Genomic DNA, 16,105 nt, shown 5'->3' with positions numbered 1-16,105 from the left:
GCCATCCAAACGACTGCTCGCCTTTAGCGCATTGGCTCTGGCCATCTCGGTGATCACGGTTGTCACCGGGGGCGCTGCGCGTGAAATCGGCGCGGTTCCCTGGATCGTGCTCGTGCTTCTGGTCGTCATCGACATGGCCATGTCACTCCGGCGACCGCAGAACCTGACGTTCGAGGCTCCGGCGGAGGTATTTGTCGGCGAGACGGCAAAGCTTCAACTGGAACTTGCCCGGGCGCCCTTGGCCCTGCGAGCGAAACTGGACTGGCCGGAAGGCCTCGGCGGTGACGCGGAGTTCGCGTTTGCCCCGGCAGCGGACGGCAGCTCGCGGGCGGAGGTTGCCTGCCGGGCGATCCGGCGCGGCGTCTGGCGCGTGGACCATCTCTGGCTATCCTGGCACTCGCGCCTCAAACTGCTGGAGTTCGTGCCGAAACTGGCCGTCGGCGCAGAAATCCGCGTGGTCCCGAACATCCGCATGGTCCAGTCCGGGCAGATCACCACCACCGTTCTTTCGACGCTTTACGGCGTGAAGGAAAACCGCGCTGTCGGTGAAGGATCGGAATTCCAGCAACTGCGGGATTTCGTCCAGGGCATGGACATCAAGACGATCGACTGGAAGCGGTCGGCCCGACGGCGATCTCTGGTCGCCAAGGAATTGCGCGCCGAGCGCAATCACCATGTCATTGTCGCACTCGACAACGGCTATCTGATGCGCGAGGAGATCGGCGGCCTGCCGAAGATCGACCACGCCGTAACCGCAGCGTTGGCGACCGCCTGGGCGGCTGCCATTGGCGGCGATCTGGTCGGTTATTATTCCTACGACGTCAAACCGCGCACCTTCTCCGCACCCGCTCCGGGCAGAACGGCGTTTGCACGGCTGCGCAGCTGGACGGCGGAGCTTTCCTATGTCAGCCGCGAAACCAACCACACCCTCGCGCTCACCGAATTGAACGCCCGGACGCCCAAACGCAGCCTGCTGATCATCTTCACTGATTTCGTCGACACCACATCGGCCGAATTGCTGGTGGAGAACATCGGCATCCTGGCCAAGCGGCACCTGCTGATTTTCGTCGCGATCCGCGATCCCGACCTTGAGAAGCTGGTGGAAACAGCGCCGGGAGATCTCGATGGCGCGGCCACGCTTGTCGCCGCCAACCAGGCACTCAATGAACGCCGCCTGGTGTTCGAAAAACTGTCCCGAATGGGCGTTACCATCGTCGACGCCAAACCGAATGCCGTGACCGCGCGGCTGATTTCCGCCTATCTTGAAATCAAGGCCCGGGAGCTGATCTGATGGACACACAGGATCTGATGCGCTCCGCCCGGTTCCGAAAGGAGCGGGAAGCCGACTGGCAGAGGCTGGAAACGCTGGTTCGCAAGGCCGAAGGCCAGGGCCTTCAGCATATGGAATTTGCAGAGACCCGCGACCTTGCCTCTCTCTACCGGCAGGCGACGACCTCGCTCGCGATTGCCCGCGAAATCTCGCTCGACAAGGCCCTGCTCGGCTATCTGGAAGCGCTCACGGCCCGTGCATATCTGTGCGTCTACGCCCCGCAGGAACGGCTTGGAGGCCTGCTGGAGCACTTCCTGAGGGAAGGCGCGCCTCGGGCGATGCGCCGGTCCTGGTTCTACATTCTGATCGGGTTCCTGTGCATGGCGCTCGGTGCCCTCACGGGTTATCTGCTCTATTTCGAGAACAACGACTGGTTCTACGTGATGATGCCGGCCGAACTTGCCGGCAACCGTGGGCCGGACGCGACCACGGAATCCCTGCGCTCGGTCATCTACGGCACCGACCAGGCAAGCGGGCTCGGTGCCTTCGCGACCTATCTGTTTTCCCACAACACCCGCATCGCGATCTTCGTTTTCGGTCTTGGTGTCTTTGCCTGCGCCCCTGCCGTCTTGCTGACATTCTATAACGGCCTGTCGCTCGGTGCCTTCCTCGCCCTTCACGTCGACCGGGGTCTGGGTCTCGATCTCGTCGGCTGGCTGTCGATCCATGGCGTCACCGAAATCTCGGCCATCTGCATTGCCTGCGGCGGCGGGTTGCAACTGGGGGCCGCGGTGCTTTTTCCAGGTGACAGATCGCGCAGCGTTGCCTTGCGCGAAGCCGGTCGCGATGCCGTGAAACTGGCGATTGTCGCAGCCATCATGCTGGTGGCGGCCGCACTTCTGGAAGGCTTCGGCCGGCAACTGGTGCAAAGCCTTGACGCACGGCTGATCATCGGCTGGGGGATCGGTGCGCTCTGGCTGTCCTGGTTCCTGTTGGGAGGCCGGAGCCGGCGATGAGAATGCGTTTCTGGAAACGAACCAAGACCGACCGGCCACCAGCGTCAACGCTTGTGCCGCCGGAGGGCGTTGCACTGACGCTGCCCATCGCGGGTGTTGGGGTGCGCTTTTCTGCCCAGCTCATCGATATCATCCTGACCGCGATTGCCGCGACCTGCCTGGTGATCCTGCTCGCTCTGATCAACCTTACGACACCGCAGACACTGATGGCCATCGCCGCCCTGCTGTTCTTCCTGATCCGGGTTCCCTACTATGTGCTGGCCGAACTGGCCTGGAACGGCCAGACCCTCGGCAAACGGCTGATGAAGATCAAGGTGGTTTCCCATGACGGCGGACCACTGACCGCTCACGCGCTTGTCCTGCGCAACCTGATGAAGGAGGCGGAGATCTTCCTGCCCGGGACGCTTCTGCTGACGCTGGATTCGGCAACGCCGCTTGCCTCGCTCGCCGCTTTTGCCTGGGTTGCCATGTCGCTGATGATCCCCCTGTTCAACCGCTACCGGCGCCGGCTTGGCGACATGATGGCAGGCACCCATGTCATCCACCTGCCGGTGCCGGTGCTTTTGAAGGATCTGGCCAGCGAGACGGTCGCGACCGGGACAGCACGCAAGAAATTCGTCTTCCTGTCCCATCAGCTCGACCACTACGGCGCCTTCGAACTGCAGACACTGGAAACGCTGCTGCGTGGCCAGAATACACCGTCCGGAGCCGAAGCTGCCCACCAGCGGAACGCCACCCTGGAAGCCATCGTGGAAAAGATCCGCAAGAAGATCGGCTATGCCGCTCCGGTTCCTCCGGTGGATCGTTTGCCGTTCCTGCAGGCGTTCTACAACGCCCAGCGGGAACATCTCGAGCAACGCCAGCTGTTCGGCGACAAGCGGGAAAACAAGCACTACGCCCAATCCGGCGAGGAAAAATAGACCTTTCGCCCTCTCCGGCTCCAATCATCAAGTGGATCAGCCAGATTGCAGAAACAGGACAATCATAGCCTCAGAGCCTATTTCCTTGATCGGGTTGGCCAGTCCGAGGGGTCGCAGGGGCGCCATGTCCGGCAGTCACTTGGGATCGGCGCGCTGATAGGAACCAGTTTTTCCATCACGATCCGGAATCTTGTGCCGGTCCTTGCGATCGGTTTTGTAGTCAGCCTCCTGGGCGCTCTGCTGGCTGGATCGCTTGTCGGAGTCGATGCCGCGCTCAATCTGGAAACGGACGACACCAGCGACCTGGCCGGCCTCGTCGACCTTGCGACGGCCTTTGTCGATGTGATCGTTTTTGCCGTAACTGCGGCCTTTCTCGCCCAGCTGACCTATGACGCCCGGTTGAACCGCCCGGTCTCGATTGCCCGCTATTTGCTGCCGGCCCTCAAGGCCAGCGCACCGATCTGCCTGCAAAACGGGCTGTTGGTCGTCATCTTCGTGTGCATTGCGCTGCCGCTGGTCTTCATTGCGATCTTCGTGAATACGACCCTGATTTCCATCACGGCGCTTGCGGTTCTTCCTTTTGTCGCCCTGTGGGGATGTTCGGTCTTCTCGGTTTTGGCCCCCGCTGTCGTCATTGAACGGGTTGGCTTCAGCGGCATGAGCCGCAGCTGGGCGCTGACGAAAACCTATCGTTGGCAGATTGCCGGCGCACTGCTGCCGGTCTGGCTTTGCTCGCTGGCCGTCACGATTGCCGGCGCCTTTCCAGTGGAGCTTCTCGCCCGTGAGGGAAGTTACGTCTGGGCCCTGCCCGTCTTTGCCGCAACCAACGCGCTGGCAAGCGGACCGTTGGCAATCCTTGCCACGTTGGTCTACGCGCGACTGCGCGAAATCAAGGAAGGTATCAGCGTTGACCAGGTCGCCGATGTCTTCGACTGAGTGTCAGGAGGGTTGAACTTCCGCGCAAGGCCCCGCTTGTGACCTGCTGCAGAAGGATTTATGGTGAAAAATCGCAAGAGTAACTGTCTTCAGCAGAGGGCGGGCAAGATGCTCATGCGATCGGGATCTACCGGTTTTCGGACAGTCCACGGCTTCAGGCGGATGATCGTCGCTCCTCCCGTTTGGCGGGCAGCGTTCGTTGGCATGTGGGCTGGAATTAGATAACCACTTTTGAAAAAACTATTGGAAGTTTTACGGAGCAATTGAATGACCGACACGACCCTAAGCCAGCCAACGGCCTCCCTTGGCGTTGGCTCCATCATCGGCGAGAGCTTCTCGATCCTCCTCAAGCATTTCATTCAGGTCGTCATCGTCGGCTTCGTGCCGAACCTGATCGGCTTCCTGATTTCCGGCCTGCTGGTCGGCTTCGGCGCCGCACTCGGCATCCAGCCGCAGGAGTTCACCGGCCCCGGCAGCGCTGTTGCCAACGTGCTGTCGATCCTCGTCAGCATGGTGGTCTATTCCATCACCACCGCACTTCTGGTGCAGCTTGCCTATGACGCGAAGCTGTCGCGCCCGGTACAGCTTGGCCGTTACTTCGGTCCGGCCCTGAGCGCTGTCGTGCCGCTGGCGATCCTCTCGATCGTCGTTTCGATCCTGGTTGGTATCGGCCTGGTCCTGCTGGTCGTTCCGGGCCTTTGGGTCTATGCGGTATTCGCCGTCATGGCACCGGCCGTGGTGATCGAACGCGCCGGCTTCGGTGGTCTTGGCCGCAGCAAGTATCTCACCAAGGAATACCGCTGGCCGATCCTGGGTGCGCTGGTACTGGCCATCATCTGTGCGACCATCATCAACATCGTCGCTCTGTTCGTCGTCGGCCTCGTGGCCTCGGCCGGCAGCATCGGCATGGTCATCGGCATCATCCTGTTCGCTGCCATTTCCACAGTCGGCGCAGGTTTCCTGAGTATCCTTGTCGCACTGATTTATGCGCGCCTGCGTGAAATCAAGGAAGGCGTCAGCGTCGACCAGATCGCATCTGTCTTCGACTGATCGCCCAGCAACGCGGGCAAACCGCGCTGCTTTTTGAAATTGTCCGGCAAGCGGGTCCGGACACCAGAGCACCCGGGGCAAGCCCCGGGTGTTTTGTCTTTGAGCAAAGACAAGGCGGGGAATTTTCCTTGCATCATAACAGTGCGGCCAACTAACAAGGTTCAACCCAACCTGCCGCCGGAGCATTCCCCTGAGACTGATTGCCGAAAACCTGACCATCGATCGCGGCGGACGCCGGGTGTTTCAGGACCTGTCCTTTGATCTTCCCTCCGGCACGGCACTGGTCGTGACGGGCGCGAACGGCATCGGCAAGTCGTCGCTGCTGCGGACGCTGGCAGGTCTTGTCGCGCTGGCTGGCGGCACGCTTTGGCTGGAACAGGGAGAACCCGACCGGTCGCCGGCTGAACACGCCCATTATTTCGGCCATCAGAACGCGGTCAAGGCAGCGCTTTCGGTGCTGGAAAACCTGACGTTCTGGCAAGGCTTCACCTCACCGGTTTCAGCATCTGTCTTTGGCGCAACGGCAATGTCTCCCGAGGCCGCGCTTGATCTCCTCGGCATAGGCCACACGACAGACCTGCCGGCAGGATTTCTCTCCGCCGGACAGACGAGACGCCTGGCCCTTGCCCGGCTTCTGGTCACGCCCCGGCCGATCTGGCTGATGGATGAGCCGACGTCGGCGCTGGACAAGGCATCGGAAGGCCAGCTTCTGGACCTGATGAACGGACATCTGACCGCCGGCGGCATGATCATAACCGCTACCCACACCGATCTGGCCCTTGCCAGAACCAAGATCCTGCATCTGCGCACCGCTGATCCCGTTTCGCTGCACGAGGAGGATCTGCCCGCATGAGTTCCTGGGCTGTTGTGCTGTTTCGGCGGGATCTTCGGCTGTCTGTGCGCGTCGGCGGCAGCGCGCTTGTCGGTGTGCTGTTCTTCCTGGCCGTTGTCACCGTCATTCCCTTCGGCGTCGGTCCGGATCTGAACCTGCTTTCCCGCATCGGTCCTGCCATCTTGTGGATCGGTGCGCTGCTGGCGACGCTCCTCGGACTGGACAGGCTGTTTCAGGCTGATCGGGAGGACGGAACACTTGACCTGATGCTGATGGCCGGACGGTCGCTGGAACTGCTTGTGCTGATCAAGTGCCTGGCCCATTGGGTCGCAACGGGCCTGCCGCTGGTGATCGCCGCACCTCTGCTCGGCATCTTTCTCAATCTCGACCCCGTCGCCACGGGAGCCGTCACGCTCACGCTGCTGGTCGGCACACCGGCCCTGACGCTGATCGGCGCCATCGGCGCGGCCCTCACCGTCTCGTTGCGCCGAGGCGGTCTTCTGCTGGCAGTGCTGGTGATACCGCTGGCCATTCCCGTGCTGATTTTCGGCGTCAGTGCCGCGGATGCCGCTATTCATGATCCTGTGCCGTTTCTGACGCCGTTCCTGATCCTGTGTTCGCTGTCGCTGATTGCGGCGGTGATCGGCCCGCTCGCCGCTGCCGCGGCGCTCCGGTTTGCAGGAGATTGACGGCAATTTGACACCGCGCAATGCACCCTGCGGCATACTCGTCCATTGAAGCGGACAACGCTCTAGATTAGAACGGTTCCATGGCAATTTGGGATTATGCAAATCCGACGCGATTTTTGAGGCTGGTCCAGGTGGTTCTGCCCTGGCTTATCGGCTTGTGCGTCATTGCGTTCGCCGCCGGGCTCTACATGAGCTTCTTCGTTGCGCCTGAAGACTATCAGCAGGGCGACACCGTGCGGATCATGTATATCCACGTGCCGGCCGCCTGGCTCAGCATGATGTGCTATTCCGTGATGGCGCTGTCCTCACTTGGCACCCTTGTGTGGAAACACCCGCTGGCGGATGTTTCCGCCAAGAGCGCGGCCCCCATCGGCGCGGCCTTCACCTTCATGGCACTCGTGACCGGATCGCTCTGGGGCAAGCCCATGTGGGGCACGTATTGGGTCTGGGACGCGCGACTGACGTCGGTCCTGGTCCTCCTGATCATGTATCTCGGCCTGATGACGCTGTGGCGCACGATGGAAGATCCTATCAAGGCCGGCAAGGCGGCAGCCGTGCTGACGCTTGTCGGCGCGCTGAACCTGCCGATCATCAAGTTTTCGGTCGACTGGTGGAATACGCTTCACCAGCCGGCAAGCGTCATGCGCATGGACGGCCCGACCATTCATCCGGACATTCTCTGGCCGCTGCTGGTCATGGCGATCGCCTTTACGCTGCTGTTCTTCGTGTTGCATCTGATGGCAATGCGTAACGAGATCCTGCGCCGCCGCGTGCGTGCCCTGCGCCTGCGCGCAGCAAGCGCTGCCCAGCCGGGCACAGCGGCAGCCACGGCTCAGCCTGCGGAGTAATTCTCATGGATCTAGGCCCACACGCTGGCTTCATCTGGGCGTCCTACGGCCTTTGCCTCTTCACGGTCATCGGACTGATCGCCTGGGTGCGCATCGACAAGGCCCAACAGGAAAAAGCCCTCAAGGACCTGGCAGCCCGGGGCATTTCCCGCGCCCGGCCGGCCGGTGAAGGAAAAGCAAGCTCATGACGTCCCACGATACCGGTGCCGGCCGACACGGGCAGCAGACTGCCAAACGCGGTTTCCCGGTTCTGGTGCTGCTGCCCTTGGTAGTGTTCGCAGCGCTCGCCGCCCTGTTCCTGTTTCAGCTGACCCTCGGCGGCGATCCGCAGAAAATTCCCTCTGCGCTGATCAACAAGCCGGCGCCGGAATTCGACCTGCCGCCGGTTGAAGGCCTCACCGATGGTGACACCGCCGTTGCCGGGTTTTCCCGTCAGGATCTCATCGGCAAGGTTTCCGTCGTCAATGTGTTTGCATCCTGGTGCGTGCCCTGCCGCCAGGAGCACCCGCTTCTGGAAGAGCTGGCAAAGGTCGAGGGCATCCAGCTTCTCGGTATCAACTACAAGGACAAGCCGGAAAACGCCCGCCGTTTCCTGGGTAGCCTCGGCAATCCGTATCAGCGCGTCGGCGCAGATACCGGTGGTCGCACCGCGATCGAATGGGGTGTCTACGGCGTGCCGGAAACCTTCGTCGTCGATGGGGAGGGCACGATCCGGTACAAGTTCATCGGTCCGCTGAGCCCCGAAAGCTATTACGACGTCTTCCTGCCGGAGCTGCAGAAGATCATGGACGGCAACAAATCCTGATCTTGCCAACCTTGTGGTGCCTGCCTGTCACCTGCGCAGGCCATTGTCCCCGCTGATTGTTTGCAGTGACAACGGCGAACCGGCCAAGCCCCATTTACAAATCGCCACGGGGCCGTTCTAAAGTCCGGATCATCTTTTTCAGCCGATTCCGGAGAGGCCCGTCTTGAAAGTACTTGTGATCGGTGGCTGCGGGTTCATCGGGTCTCATGTCGTGGACAAATGCCTTCAGCAAGGCCTGTCGGTACGGGTCATGGACACCCGGCCGGAACTTTACCGGCCGCCGCTTCCCGGTGTCGACTACGTCTTCCACAGCCTGTCCGATCATCACCGGCTCGCCGACACCCTGTCCGGTGTGGATGCGGTGGCGCATCTGGCCAGCACGACCGTTCCCTCGACCTCGAACCTCGATCCGGCCGCCGACATCTCCGGCAACCTCGTTCCCACGGTTCGCCTTCTGGAAGCCATGCGGGCAAGCGGAACGAGGAAACTCGTCTTCTTTTCCTCCGGTGGCACAGTCTATGGCATCCCGACAAAGGATCCGGTGCCGGAAGATCATCCGCTGAACCCGATCTCATCCTACGGCATCGTCAAGCTGGCGATCGAACAGTACCTGCGCATGGAACAACAGCTCCACGGGCTCGAGTTCGTCGCCCTGCGACCGGCGAACATCTATGGACCGCGCCAGGCGCAGGTCGGCCTTCTGGGCGTGATCGGAACCTATCTGCGCAAGGTGGCGGAGGACGCCCCCATCGAAATCTGGGGGGACGGCAGCGTCGTGCGCGACTTCGTTCACGTCGAAGACATTGCCGACCTGTGCCATCGCGCCCTGACCTCCGGCGCGTCCGGCAGCTTCAACGCCGGAAGTGGCGAAGGCACGTCCATCTCGCAGATCGTCGACATCATCGGCCAGACCACAGGGCGCACCCTGGAGCCGGTCTACAAGCCGGGCCGCAACTTCGATGTGCCACGGGTGGTGCTGGATATTGCCAGGGCACAGGCGACGTTCGACTGGCAACCTGCCGTTCCCCTGCGGCGCGGCATCGGAGAAACGTGGGAATGGGTGAAGCAGCACAGCGAACCTTGATGTGCCGTTCGCGCTGGAACCTGCAGAAAATCGGCGACTGACTGAATCGGACCCGCCGCATCAGTTCATTTACCCATAATAAAATCGACGCTGGCATAGATTTCCCGGAAGCCTGCGGTCATTAGTGTCCCTGGGTTAATTGAGGGGATGATTTGCGCATGAACGTGACCGACAGCGCGGCAAAGGTTCGACTGGAACAACTGACCGGACTGCGCTTCTTCGCAGCTTTGCTGGTGTTTGGCGTTCATTTCCGCTGGGATACCAGCTGCGACTTCGTCAAGACGATCGCCGAACAGGGCTATGTCGGCGTCTCTTTCTTCTTCATCCTGTCCGGCTTCGTGCTGACACAGTCCTACAAGACGAGAATCCTTGCCGGCACGATGTCCTTTCGCGACTACTTCCTGCTGCGCATTGCCCGTCTGACACCGCTGCATTTCCTCACCGGACTGCCGTTTCTCTATTTCTCGATCATGCAGGTCGAGGCGATCTACTCGGAAGAATTCAGCGTCATCAAGACGGTTCTGAACCTGACCTACCTGCAGAGCTGGATTCCGGTTTCCTCGATCTATTTCTCTCTCAACGCACTGTCCTGGTCGCTGTCGGATGAAATGTTCTTCTATGTGTGCTTCTTCGGCCTGGTCGCGTTTTCACCGCGAAAGCTAGTGGCGGTGACCCTGGGGCTCGGTGTGGTGGTGTTCGTTTCCGCCCTGCTGGTTCAGGTATTCCTGGGCGATGTGATCTTCTTCGGCAAATACCCGTTCTCGCATTGGCTGTTCTATGTCTTTCCCGGCTTCCGCATTCTGGAGTTTCTGGTCGGCATGGTTCTGCATGAGGTCTGGCGTCGCGGCGTCCGGCTGCCCGGCGCAGTGCAGCCACTCAGCTATCTTCTTCTGTTCCTGGCGATGTGGCTGGCACCGGATGTCCCGGATCCCTTCCGCTATTCCCTGTTCTACCTGCCGGTCATCACACTGTTCTTCTATGCACATCTGACGGAAGGCGCCGCACTCACACGGGTGTTTGCAACCCGCCCGCTTGTGCTTCTCGGCAATGCCTCTTTCGCCTTCTATCTTGTGCACCAGCCGTCGCTTCACCTGATGAACATCTTCCTGAGGCCGTCCATCCCGGCGGATATCGTTTTCTTTCCGGTATCGCTGTGCATCACGGCAGCGTTTTCGATCTTCCTCTACCGCATTTATGAGATGCCGGCGGAGCGGGCGCTGAAATCATGGGTCAAGGGAAAGCGGTCCGCACAAACACCGAACGAGGCAACATCCTGACGCGTCGAATTCCGCGTCTCGCTGCGGCGAGCCGCTTAACATAATCTCAATGCTGACGGCGGATTATTGCGGCGAACCGGCCAATTTCAGGCCGGACACCGCCAGCCGCCACCGGTCAGATTGGCGCCAACCATGAGTATTCTTGTTGCTTTCCGAACTCGTCCTTTCAGCCCTGACTGATGTGATCCTTGCCTGCGAGCTGTTTTTTCTCGCCGGCCTGAGCCTGCGTCCGGGCATTCAGACCTTCTCACCTGCCTGGATCTGGAGCCTGACACTTGCATTGATCGGGCTTGCCTCGATGCTGGGTGCCATTGACCACGGGTTCTTCGAAACAATCGGTCACGAAGCGCACCGTCCTCTTGTGATCGCAACGCGCATCGTCATCGTTCTGGGCAGTCTCAGCATGATTGTCGCGGCCAGCTTTCAGTACCTGTCCTCACCGCTGCGCCAGGGATTTGTGGCTGCCGGCGTCCTGGGTGCACTCTGGCCGGTCTTCATGATCCTGACTTCCGACGATTTTCTGTCCGTGATCCTCTATTATTCCGTCGGCCTGATATTCCTGCTGGTGCTGAGCGTTGTTCGGTTCCGCCAGAACAAGGGAACGCTGCCGATGATCGCCGGCATTCTTCTCACGCTGGGTGTATCAGCGATGATCCCGATGCAGAGCCCGGGGTTCTGGGGTCTTGGCCTCTATGGAAGCTATCACGTCCTGCTGATGCCGATCGTCGTGCTTCTGTATTTCGGCGGCCGCTGGTTCAGGACCGCGAGGTAGGGTAACCCCATGCGCACGGCTTCCATCCCCGTTGAAGAAAAGGTCCAGGAAACGGAAGATCTTGAAACGATCTTTCATCGGATGACGGAGTTCATGCCGGAGCGGGTCGCCGATGCGGTGCGGGCGGCCTCGCGCAGGGTGCCGGTCCCAGCGCATCAGGACGTCATCGTCGAGGGCGAGACAAGCGACGGGCTCTACATCGTTCTCGAAGGCACCTTCGGCATTTACCGCAAGGGCGACGGCACGGCCTCGGACCACCGTGTTGCGGAAATTGGGCCGGGGCAACCTTTCGGCGAAATGGCGCTTCTCGACGGTGAACCACGCTCGGCAACCGTGCGTGCCGAAACAGCCGGTGCCGTGCTTGAAATCGAGCCGGAACGGATCCTCGAACTGGCCGATGGCGAAGCCAGACTTGCAGAATTCAAGGGGGCACTGGCGTCCTTCGTGACACGGCGCATGCGCGCCTCCACGCAGGAGCATGTCGCGGCCCTGCAGCGTGAACTGGACCTCCGGAACGAACAGCAGCAGTTCGGCAAGTTTTTCGTCTATTCGCTGATCATGATGTCCATCGGCACGCTGGTAAACAACGTGCTGGCGCGGACGATCGTCAACGTGGACGTCTACACCGAAGTCTTCGCCTGGCAGTATCTCGCCATCCTGATGGTGCCAAGCCTCTTTGTCATCCGGCACATGGGCATCTCGATTTCGGCGCTCGGGCTGACAACCGTCGGCCTGAAGAAATCCCTGATCGAGGGCGCGATCATTTCGGTCGGGCTCTGCATCTTTGCCTGGGGACTGGCGGCAGTGCTCAAATATTTCGACGCGCTGCCCGGCAAACCACTGCCCTTCAACCTGCTGGGCACGCTGAGCTACTTTCTTCACAGCGCTCTGCAGGAAATCATCGCCAGGGGCTTTCTGCAGTCTTCCTTCCAGCGTTTCCTGGGAGATCAGGGCAAATGGCGATCGGTCCTTCTCGCCTCGGTGCTGTTCGGAATGTTCCATCTCCATTTCGGCATTCCGGCCGTGCTGATGACAATCGGCACCGGATTTATCTTCGGCTGGATCTACATCAGGCATCAGAACATCGCCGGTGTGATCCTGATTCACTACATGATGGGTGTCGCCGCCTTCAATACAGGCTTGATCTGAGACGCAAGCCTAAGCTAGTGCTGCTTGCTCGACCCTATCGCTGCAGGTTGGAACGACATGATTGCCCGTGACTATTTCATACCGCGACCAGCCATCTACTATCGCGATTTCTGCTTTTATCTGGCGCTTTTTGTCGTTGGGTTTGCGTGGGGTCTGAACGCCTCCTGGCCGATGGTTATCCTGCCCTGGCTGCTCGCGACATTCGGCCTGCACCGCGCAGGACTTTTCTGCCACGAAATCGTTCACATCAAGGACGACAAGCTGCGCGGTTTCCGGGCGCTCTACACCTGGACCGTGGCGCTCATCGTGATGGTTCCGCCGCTGCGGTTTCAACTGCCGCATCTGGCCCATCATCGGCTCGGCATTTTCGGAACGCCCGAGGATCCGCAATACCCGCTCGTGCGCGGCAATGCGTTTGCCATGGCGATGGTTCTGCTCGTGATCCCCTTTGTGGTGCCCTTTACCAACCTTCTGATGACGGTGACCGCCGCGCTCGGTGCGTTCCGGGTCGAAGCTGCGCTCGATCGCTGGGCGACGGAGAAGCTCGGCTTTTCGCTCAGCTCCGCCCTGACACCGGAACAGCAGGCCGAAGTGACCCGGCACGCCCGGGTTACGCTCGCGCTCTTCATTGCGACAATCATCTTCTTCCCCGCGGCGCTGCCTTTCTATTATGCCGTCCTGGTTCTGGGCTGGGCGCTTTTGACCGCGCGTATTCCGCTGGAACATGAACTGGAACGCCTGGCCGAAACCTCCGGACGGGAAGACCAGATGATCGACAGCTTCACGATCGAGTCTCCGCTGGCCCTGATCGTGCAGCCGGTCGGCTTCCGCTTTCATACGGCGCATCACATGTATCCCGGGGTGCCCTATCACAATCTGCCCGCGCTCCACGAGGAGCTGAAGCGCACCATTCCCGAGTACCGGGACAGCATCATTTCGCTTTGGACCGCGATCAGCGGACCCAAACGCCGTCCTGCAAATTCTCTTCATTGATTTAGAAAGCCCGCCAATGAAAGACGTTATCCGCCAGCTCGCAGAAGCCATGTCTGCGGCCTCTCCCGATGCGCAGTTCGAAGTCCGCTACTGGGACGGAACCGGCTTCTCCATCGGGACCGAGCCAGAGTTCATTCTGCATTTCAAGAACGAGCGGGCTCTCTCCAGGGTGCTTTCGGATGCCTTCATGGGCTTTGGCGAGAGCTACATGCTGGGCGACATCGAGGTGGAAGGCGACATCAAGAAGCTCTTCTACCTGGGCTTTGCCATCGATTTCGCGGAACGGCCCATGTCGTTGATGCTGCGGATCAAACTGGCCTTTCATTTCCTGCGCGCACGCAACACCATTGCCCGCTCGCGCGAGAACATTTCCTTCAGCTACGACATCGGCAACGATTTTTACGAGATCCTGCTCGGAAAGGGCATGATCTACACCTGTGCCTATTTCACCTCACCCGACAACACGCTGGATGAAGCACAGAACAACAAGCTGGAACTGGTATGCCGCAAGCTGTGCCTGAAGCCGGGCGAACATGTTGCCGATCTCGGTTGCGGCTGGGGCGGCTTCCTGATGTATGCCGCCGAAAACTACGGCATCACGGGCGTAGGCTTCACCATTTCGGCAGAACAGCGCGACTATGCAATTCAGAAGATCGCCGAGCGCGGCCTCTCCGACAAGATCGAGATCCGCCTGCAGGACGCTCGCGAAGCGGACGGCCTTTACGACAAGGTTGCCTCGATCGGCATGGTCGAACACATGGGCAATGCCCAGATCGCACCGGTCTTCGAACGGATCGCACACATTCTCAAGCCACAGGGCCTTGCCTTCGTCCACACGATCGGCAACGAAATCCCCCGGCCGATCGACCCCTGGATCGACAAATACATCTTCCCGGGAACTCAGGCATCGCCGCTGACGACCATGGTCGAGGCTGCCGGCAACAATGATCTCTACATGATCGACCTTGAGAACATCCGGCTGCACTATCCGCCGACGGTCAAATACTGGCTCGCCAATTTCGACGCCAATATCGACCGTATCCGCGAAATGTATGACGACACCTTCGTCAGAAGCTTCCGGCTGTATCTGGAAGTCGCAAGTTCCTCCTTCAGCTGGGGCGACAACCGGCTGTACCATCTGCTGATGACCAGGGGCCTGAAAAACGATGTCCCGATGACCCGGGAGCATCTGGTCCTGCCGAAGTCCGGCACTTCCCCGGCCGGTACATCTTCAGAAGGTGGTGCATGACGGAACCCGTCCATGTGGCAGTGATCTATACGGACGCAGGCGGTGGCCACAGGGCCAGCGCCTTCGCCCTGAAAGCATGCCTCGAAGGGTCCGGCAGATACCGGGTCAGCCTGATAAATCCCTATACCTCGCTGATCCCGCATCTCGACCTCTTCAGCCGCTTCGGATCACGCACAGGGGAGAATATCTACAACGAGGTCATCTTACGTCAGGGACGTACCGGCCTCACCTGCTGGCTGTTTTATGCGGCCTTGCGCTTGAACTACGTCTTCTGCGAACCGCCGGCCATCAGTATTCTTTCCCGGCATTTCGAGGACATTCGCCCGGACATCGTGCTGTCGGTCATGCCGCTCGGCAACCGGGTGATGCTGGAGGCGCTGAAACGCTACCGCGCTGGCATAACGGAAGGCCCGCTGCCGGAAGGCGCCGTCATGATCACGGACTGGGCGGAACTGGCGAAGGGTGTCTGGTTTCCCAATCGGGCCGACTACCACGCAATTTGCGGCACGCAGGACGCCCTGCGAAATGCCGAAAAGCTTCCGAAGCTTGCCGGCAAGATCCATGCGATGGGCGGCTTGCTGATACGGCCGGAATTCACCGACCCCACCCAACGCTCCAGCCGGGAAGCGCTGAATCTCGATCCTTCCAGACCTGTCGTGACCGTGCTCTATGGTGCCCAGGGCAGCATGCGCATGATCGAACTGGCAACCGCGATGCGCGACATTCCGCATAACGCCCAGGTGGTGTTTCTTTGCGGCCGGAACGAAGCGCTTGCCGATCAGCTGCGCGCCATGGACCTGCCGTTTCCGGTCCAGGTTCTCGGGTTTACCGACAGGGTCGCCCAGTATCTTTCCGCCAGCGATCTCTTCATCGGCAAGCCGGGTCCGGGCAGCACCAGCGAAGCCATGGCACTTGGCGTATCCATGCTGCTCGACAAGAGCCTGGCGCTGCCGCAGGAAGCTGCGGTCCTGCGTTACGTGACGAAGACGGGAGCCGGACTGGCCTTTTCGACGTCCTCCGATTTCAGCGAGAGTTTCAAGGCGGCCATGTGCGCCATCGAGAGCGGCCAGGCGCGGCAACCTTTTGCCGCCAACACATCGCCCGCCGACATTCTTGAGATCATGGACCGCATCGCCGCTTCCCGTGTTCCGGCAGCAGGCTCCTTGCAGCCGGCCGGTGAATTGCCGCACGCCCGGCACGTGTCCAGAGCCTGAG

General features: G+C 60.6%; 17 protein-coding genes. All 17 read left to right on the top strand.

All coding sequences use genetic code 11. The features are described from left to right. Window positions 1-49: 49 nt before the first annotated feature. The 17 genes from Q666_RS40510 to Q666_RS40430 all read left to right on the top strand — a co-directional run bounded on the left by Q666_RS40510 (window position 50) and on the right by Q666_RS40430 (window position 16,104). A complete protein-coding gene (locus Q666_RS40510) occupies window positions 50-1,291 on the top strand; it encodes a DUF58 domain-containing protein (RefSeq protein WP_051990082.1) in 1,242 nt (413 codons plus the stop codon). Continuing rightward, on the top strand, window positions 1,291-2,286 hold the full coding sequence (locus tag Q666_RS40505) for a stage II sporulation protein M (protein WP_023002749.1): 996 nt from the start codon (window positions 1,291-1,293) through the stop codon (window positions 2,284-2,286). The genes Q666_RS40510 and Q666_RS40505 overlap by 1 nt, the downstream gene beginning before the upstream one ends. A gap of 2 nt (window positions 2,287-2,288) precedes the next feature. Further along, window positions 2,289-3,206, top strand: a complete 918-nt coding sequence (locus Q666_RS40500) for an RDD family protein (RefSeq protein WP_208993983.1) — start codon at window positions 2,289-2,291, stop codon at window positions 3,204-3,206. Between the two features lie 45 nt (window positions 3,207-3,251). Further along, window positions 3,252-4,142 carry a hypothetical protein gene (locus Q666_RS40495; protein ID WP_023002747.1) on the top strand — a complete coding sequence of 297 codons (891 nt, stop codon included), beginning with the start codon at window positions 3,252-3,254 and terminating at the stop codon, window positions 4,140-4,142. 267 nt (window positions 4,143-4,409) lie between these two features. Continuing rightward, a complete protein-coding gene (locus tag Q666_RS40490) occupies window positions 4,410-5,192 on the top strand; it encodes a hypothetical protein (protein WP_023002746.1) in 783 nt (260 codons plus the stop codon). 184 nt (window positions 5,193-5,376) lie between these two features. Next, a complete protein-coding gene (gene ccmA, locus Q666_RS40485) occupies window positions 5,377-6,045 on the top strand; it encodes a heme ABC exporter ATP-binding protein CcmA (protein WP_353607905.1) in 669 nt (222 codons plus the stop codon). Next, a complete protein-coding gene (gene ccmB / locus Q666_RS40480) occupies window positions 6,042-6,713 on the top strand; it encodes a heme exporter protein CcmB (protein ID WP_023002744.1) in 672 nt (223 codons plus the stop codon). Before ccmA ends, ccmB begins: the two co-directional genes overlap by 4 nt. Window positions 6,714-6,793: 80 nt before the next feature. Beyond that, window positions 6,794-7,561 (top strand): heme ABC transporter permease, encoded by a 768-nt coding sequence (locus Q666_RS40475; protein WP_023002743.1) that lies wholly within the window; start codon window positions 6,794-6,796, stop codon window positions 7,559-7,561. Between the two features lie 5 nt (window positions 7,562-7,566). Next, window positions 7,567-7,749 (top strand): heme exporter protein CcmD, encoded by a 183-nt coding sequence (gene ccmD / locus Q666_RS40470; RefSeq protein ID WP_023002742.1) that lies wholly within the window; start codon window positions 7,567-7,569, stop codon window positions 7,747-7,749. Then, window positions 7,746-8,366, top strand: coding sequence for a DsbE family thiol:disulfide interchange protein (locus Q666_RS40465; protein WP_023002741.1), 621 nt, complete (start codon window positions 7,746-7,748; stop codon window positions 8,364-8,366). Before ccmD ends, Q666_RS40465 begins: the two co-directional genes overlap by 4 nt. A 163-nt stretch (window positions 8,367-8,529) precedes the next feature. Continuing rightward, a complete protein-coding gene (locus tag Q666_RS40460; RefSeq protein WP_023002740.1) occupies window positions 8,530-9,450 on the top strand; it encodes an NAD-dependent epimerase/dehydratase family protein in 921 nt (306 codons plus the stop codon). Window positions 9,451-9,608: 158 nt separating this feature from the next. Further along, the gene (locus Q666_RS40455; protein WP_023002739.1) at window positions 9,609-10,727 is read left to right on the top strand and encodes an acyltransferase; all 1,119 of its coding nucleotides are present in this window, start codon (window positions 9,609-9,611) and stop codon (window positions 10,725-10,727) included. A 142-nt stretch (window positions 10,728-10,869) separates the two neighbouring features. After that, on the top strand, window positions 10,870-11,499 hold the full coding sequence (locus Q666_RS40450; RefSeq protein WP_152533286.1) for a hypothetical protein: 630 nt from the start codon (window positions 10,870-10,872) through the stop codon (window positions 11,497-11,499). 9 nt (window positions 11,500-11,508) lie between these two features. After that, complete coding sequence (locus tag Q666_RS64720) at window positions 11,509-12,648, top strand: cyclic nucleotide-binding domain-containing protein (protein WP_023002737.1); 1,140 nt, start codon at window positions 11,509-11,511, stop codon at window positions 12,646-12,648. Window positions 12,649-12,672: 24 nt separating this feature from the next. Beyond that, on the top strand, window positions 12,673-13,641 hold the full coding sequence (locus Q666_RS40440) for a fatty acid desaturase (RefSeq protein WP_152533285.1): 969 nt from the start codon (window positions 12,673-12,675) through the stop codon (window positions 13,639-13,641). 16 nt (window positions 13,642-13,657) lie between these two features. Then, the gene (locus tag Q666_RS40435; protein ID WP_023002735.1) at window positions 13,658-14,890 is read left to right on the top strand and encodes a cyclopropane-fatty-acyl-phospholipid synthase family protein; all 1,233 of its coding nucleotides are present in this window, start codon (window positions 13,658-13,660) and stop codon (window positions 14,888-14,890) included. After that, window positions 14,887-16,104, top strand: coding sequence for a glycosyltransferase (locus Q666_RS40430; RefSeq protein ID WP_023002734.1), 1,218 nt, complete (start codon window positions 14,887-14,889; stop codon window positions 16,102-16,104). Before Q666_RS40435 ends, Q666_RS40430 begins: the two co-directional genes overlap by 4 nt. Window position 16,105: the final 1 nt, after the last annotated feature.

The sequence above is a fragment of the Labrenzia sp. C1B70 genome, from assembly GCF_000475395.1.
GTDB classification, from domain to species: domain Bacteria; phylum Pseudomonadota; class Alphaproteobacteria; order Rhizobiales; family Stappiaceae; genus Roseibium; species Roseibium algicola.
The sequence above is the reverse complement of the archived record's forward strand: the minus strand, read 5'-3'. Positions and strand labels throughout refer to the sequence as shown.

Coding starts and splice junctions, on each gene's coding strand:
- Q666_RS40505 (WP_023002749.1), top strand. CDS start 1,291: ATGGACACACAGGATCTGATGCGCTCCGCCCGGTTCCGAAAGGAGCGG.
- Q666_RS40500 (WP_208993983.1), top strand. CDS start 2,289: ATGCGTTTCTGGAAACGAACCAAGACCGACCGGCCACCAGCGTCAACG.
- Q666_RS40490 (WP_023002746.1), top strand. CDS start 4,410: ATGACCGACACGACCCTAAGCCAGCCAACGGCCTCCCTTGGCGTTGGC.
- ccmB (WP_023002744.1), top strand. CDS start 6,042: ATGAGTTCCTGGGCTGTTGTGCTGTTTCGGCGGGATCTTCGGCTGTCT.
- Q666_RS40475 (WP_023002743.1), top strand. CDS start 6,794: ATGGCAATTTGGGATTATGCAAATCCGACGCGATTTTTGAGGCTGGTC.
- ccmD (WP_023002742.1), top strand. CDS start 7,567: ATGGATCTAGGCCCACACGCTGGCTTCATCTGGGCGTCCTACGGCCTT.
- Q666_RS40465 (WP_023002741.1), top strand. CDS start 7,746: ATGACGTCCCACGATACCGGTGCCGGCCGACACGGGCAGCAGACTGCC.
- Q666_RS40455 (WP_023002739.1), top strand. CDS start 9,609: ATGAACGTGACCGACAGCGCGGCAAAGGTTCGACTGGAACAACTGACC.
- Q666_RS64720 (WP_023002737.1), top strand. CDS start 11,509: ATGCGCACGGCTTCCATCCCCGTTGAAGAAAAGGTCCAGGAAACGGAA.
- Q666_RS40435 (WP_023002735.1), top strand. CDS start 13,658: ATGAAAGACGTTATCCGCCAGCTCGCAGAAGCCATGTCTGCGGCCTCT.
- Q666_RS40430 (WP_023002734.1), top strand. CDS start 14,887: ATGACGGAACCCGTCCATGTGGCAGTGATCTATACGGACGCAGGCGGT.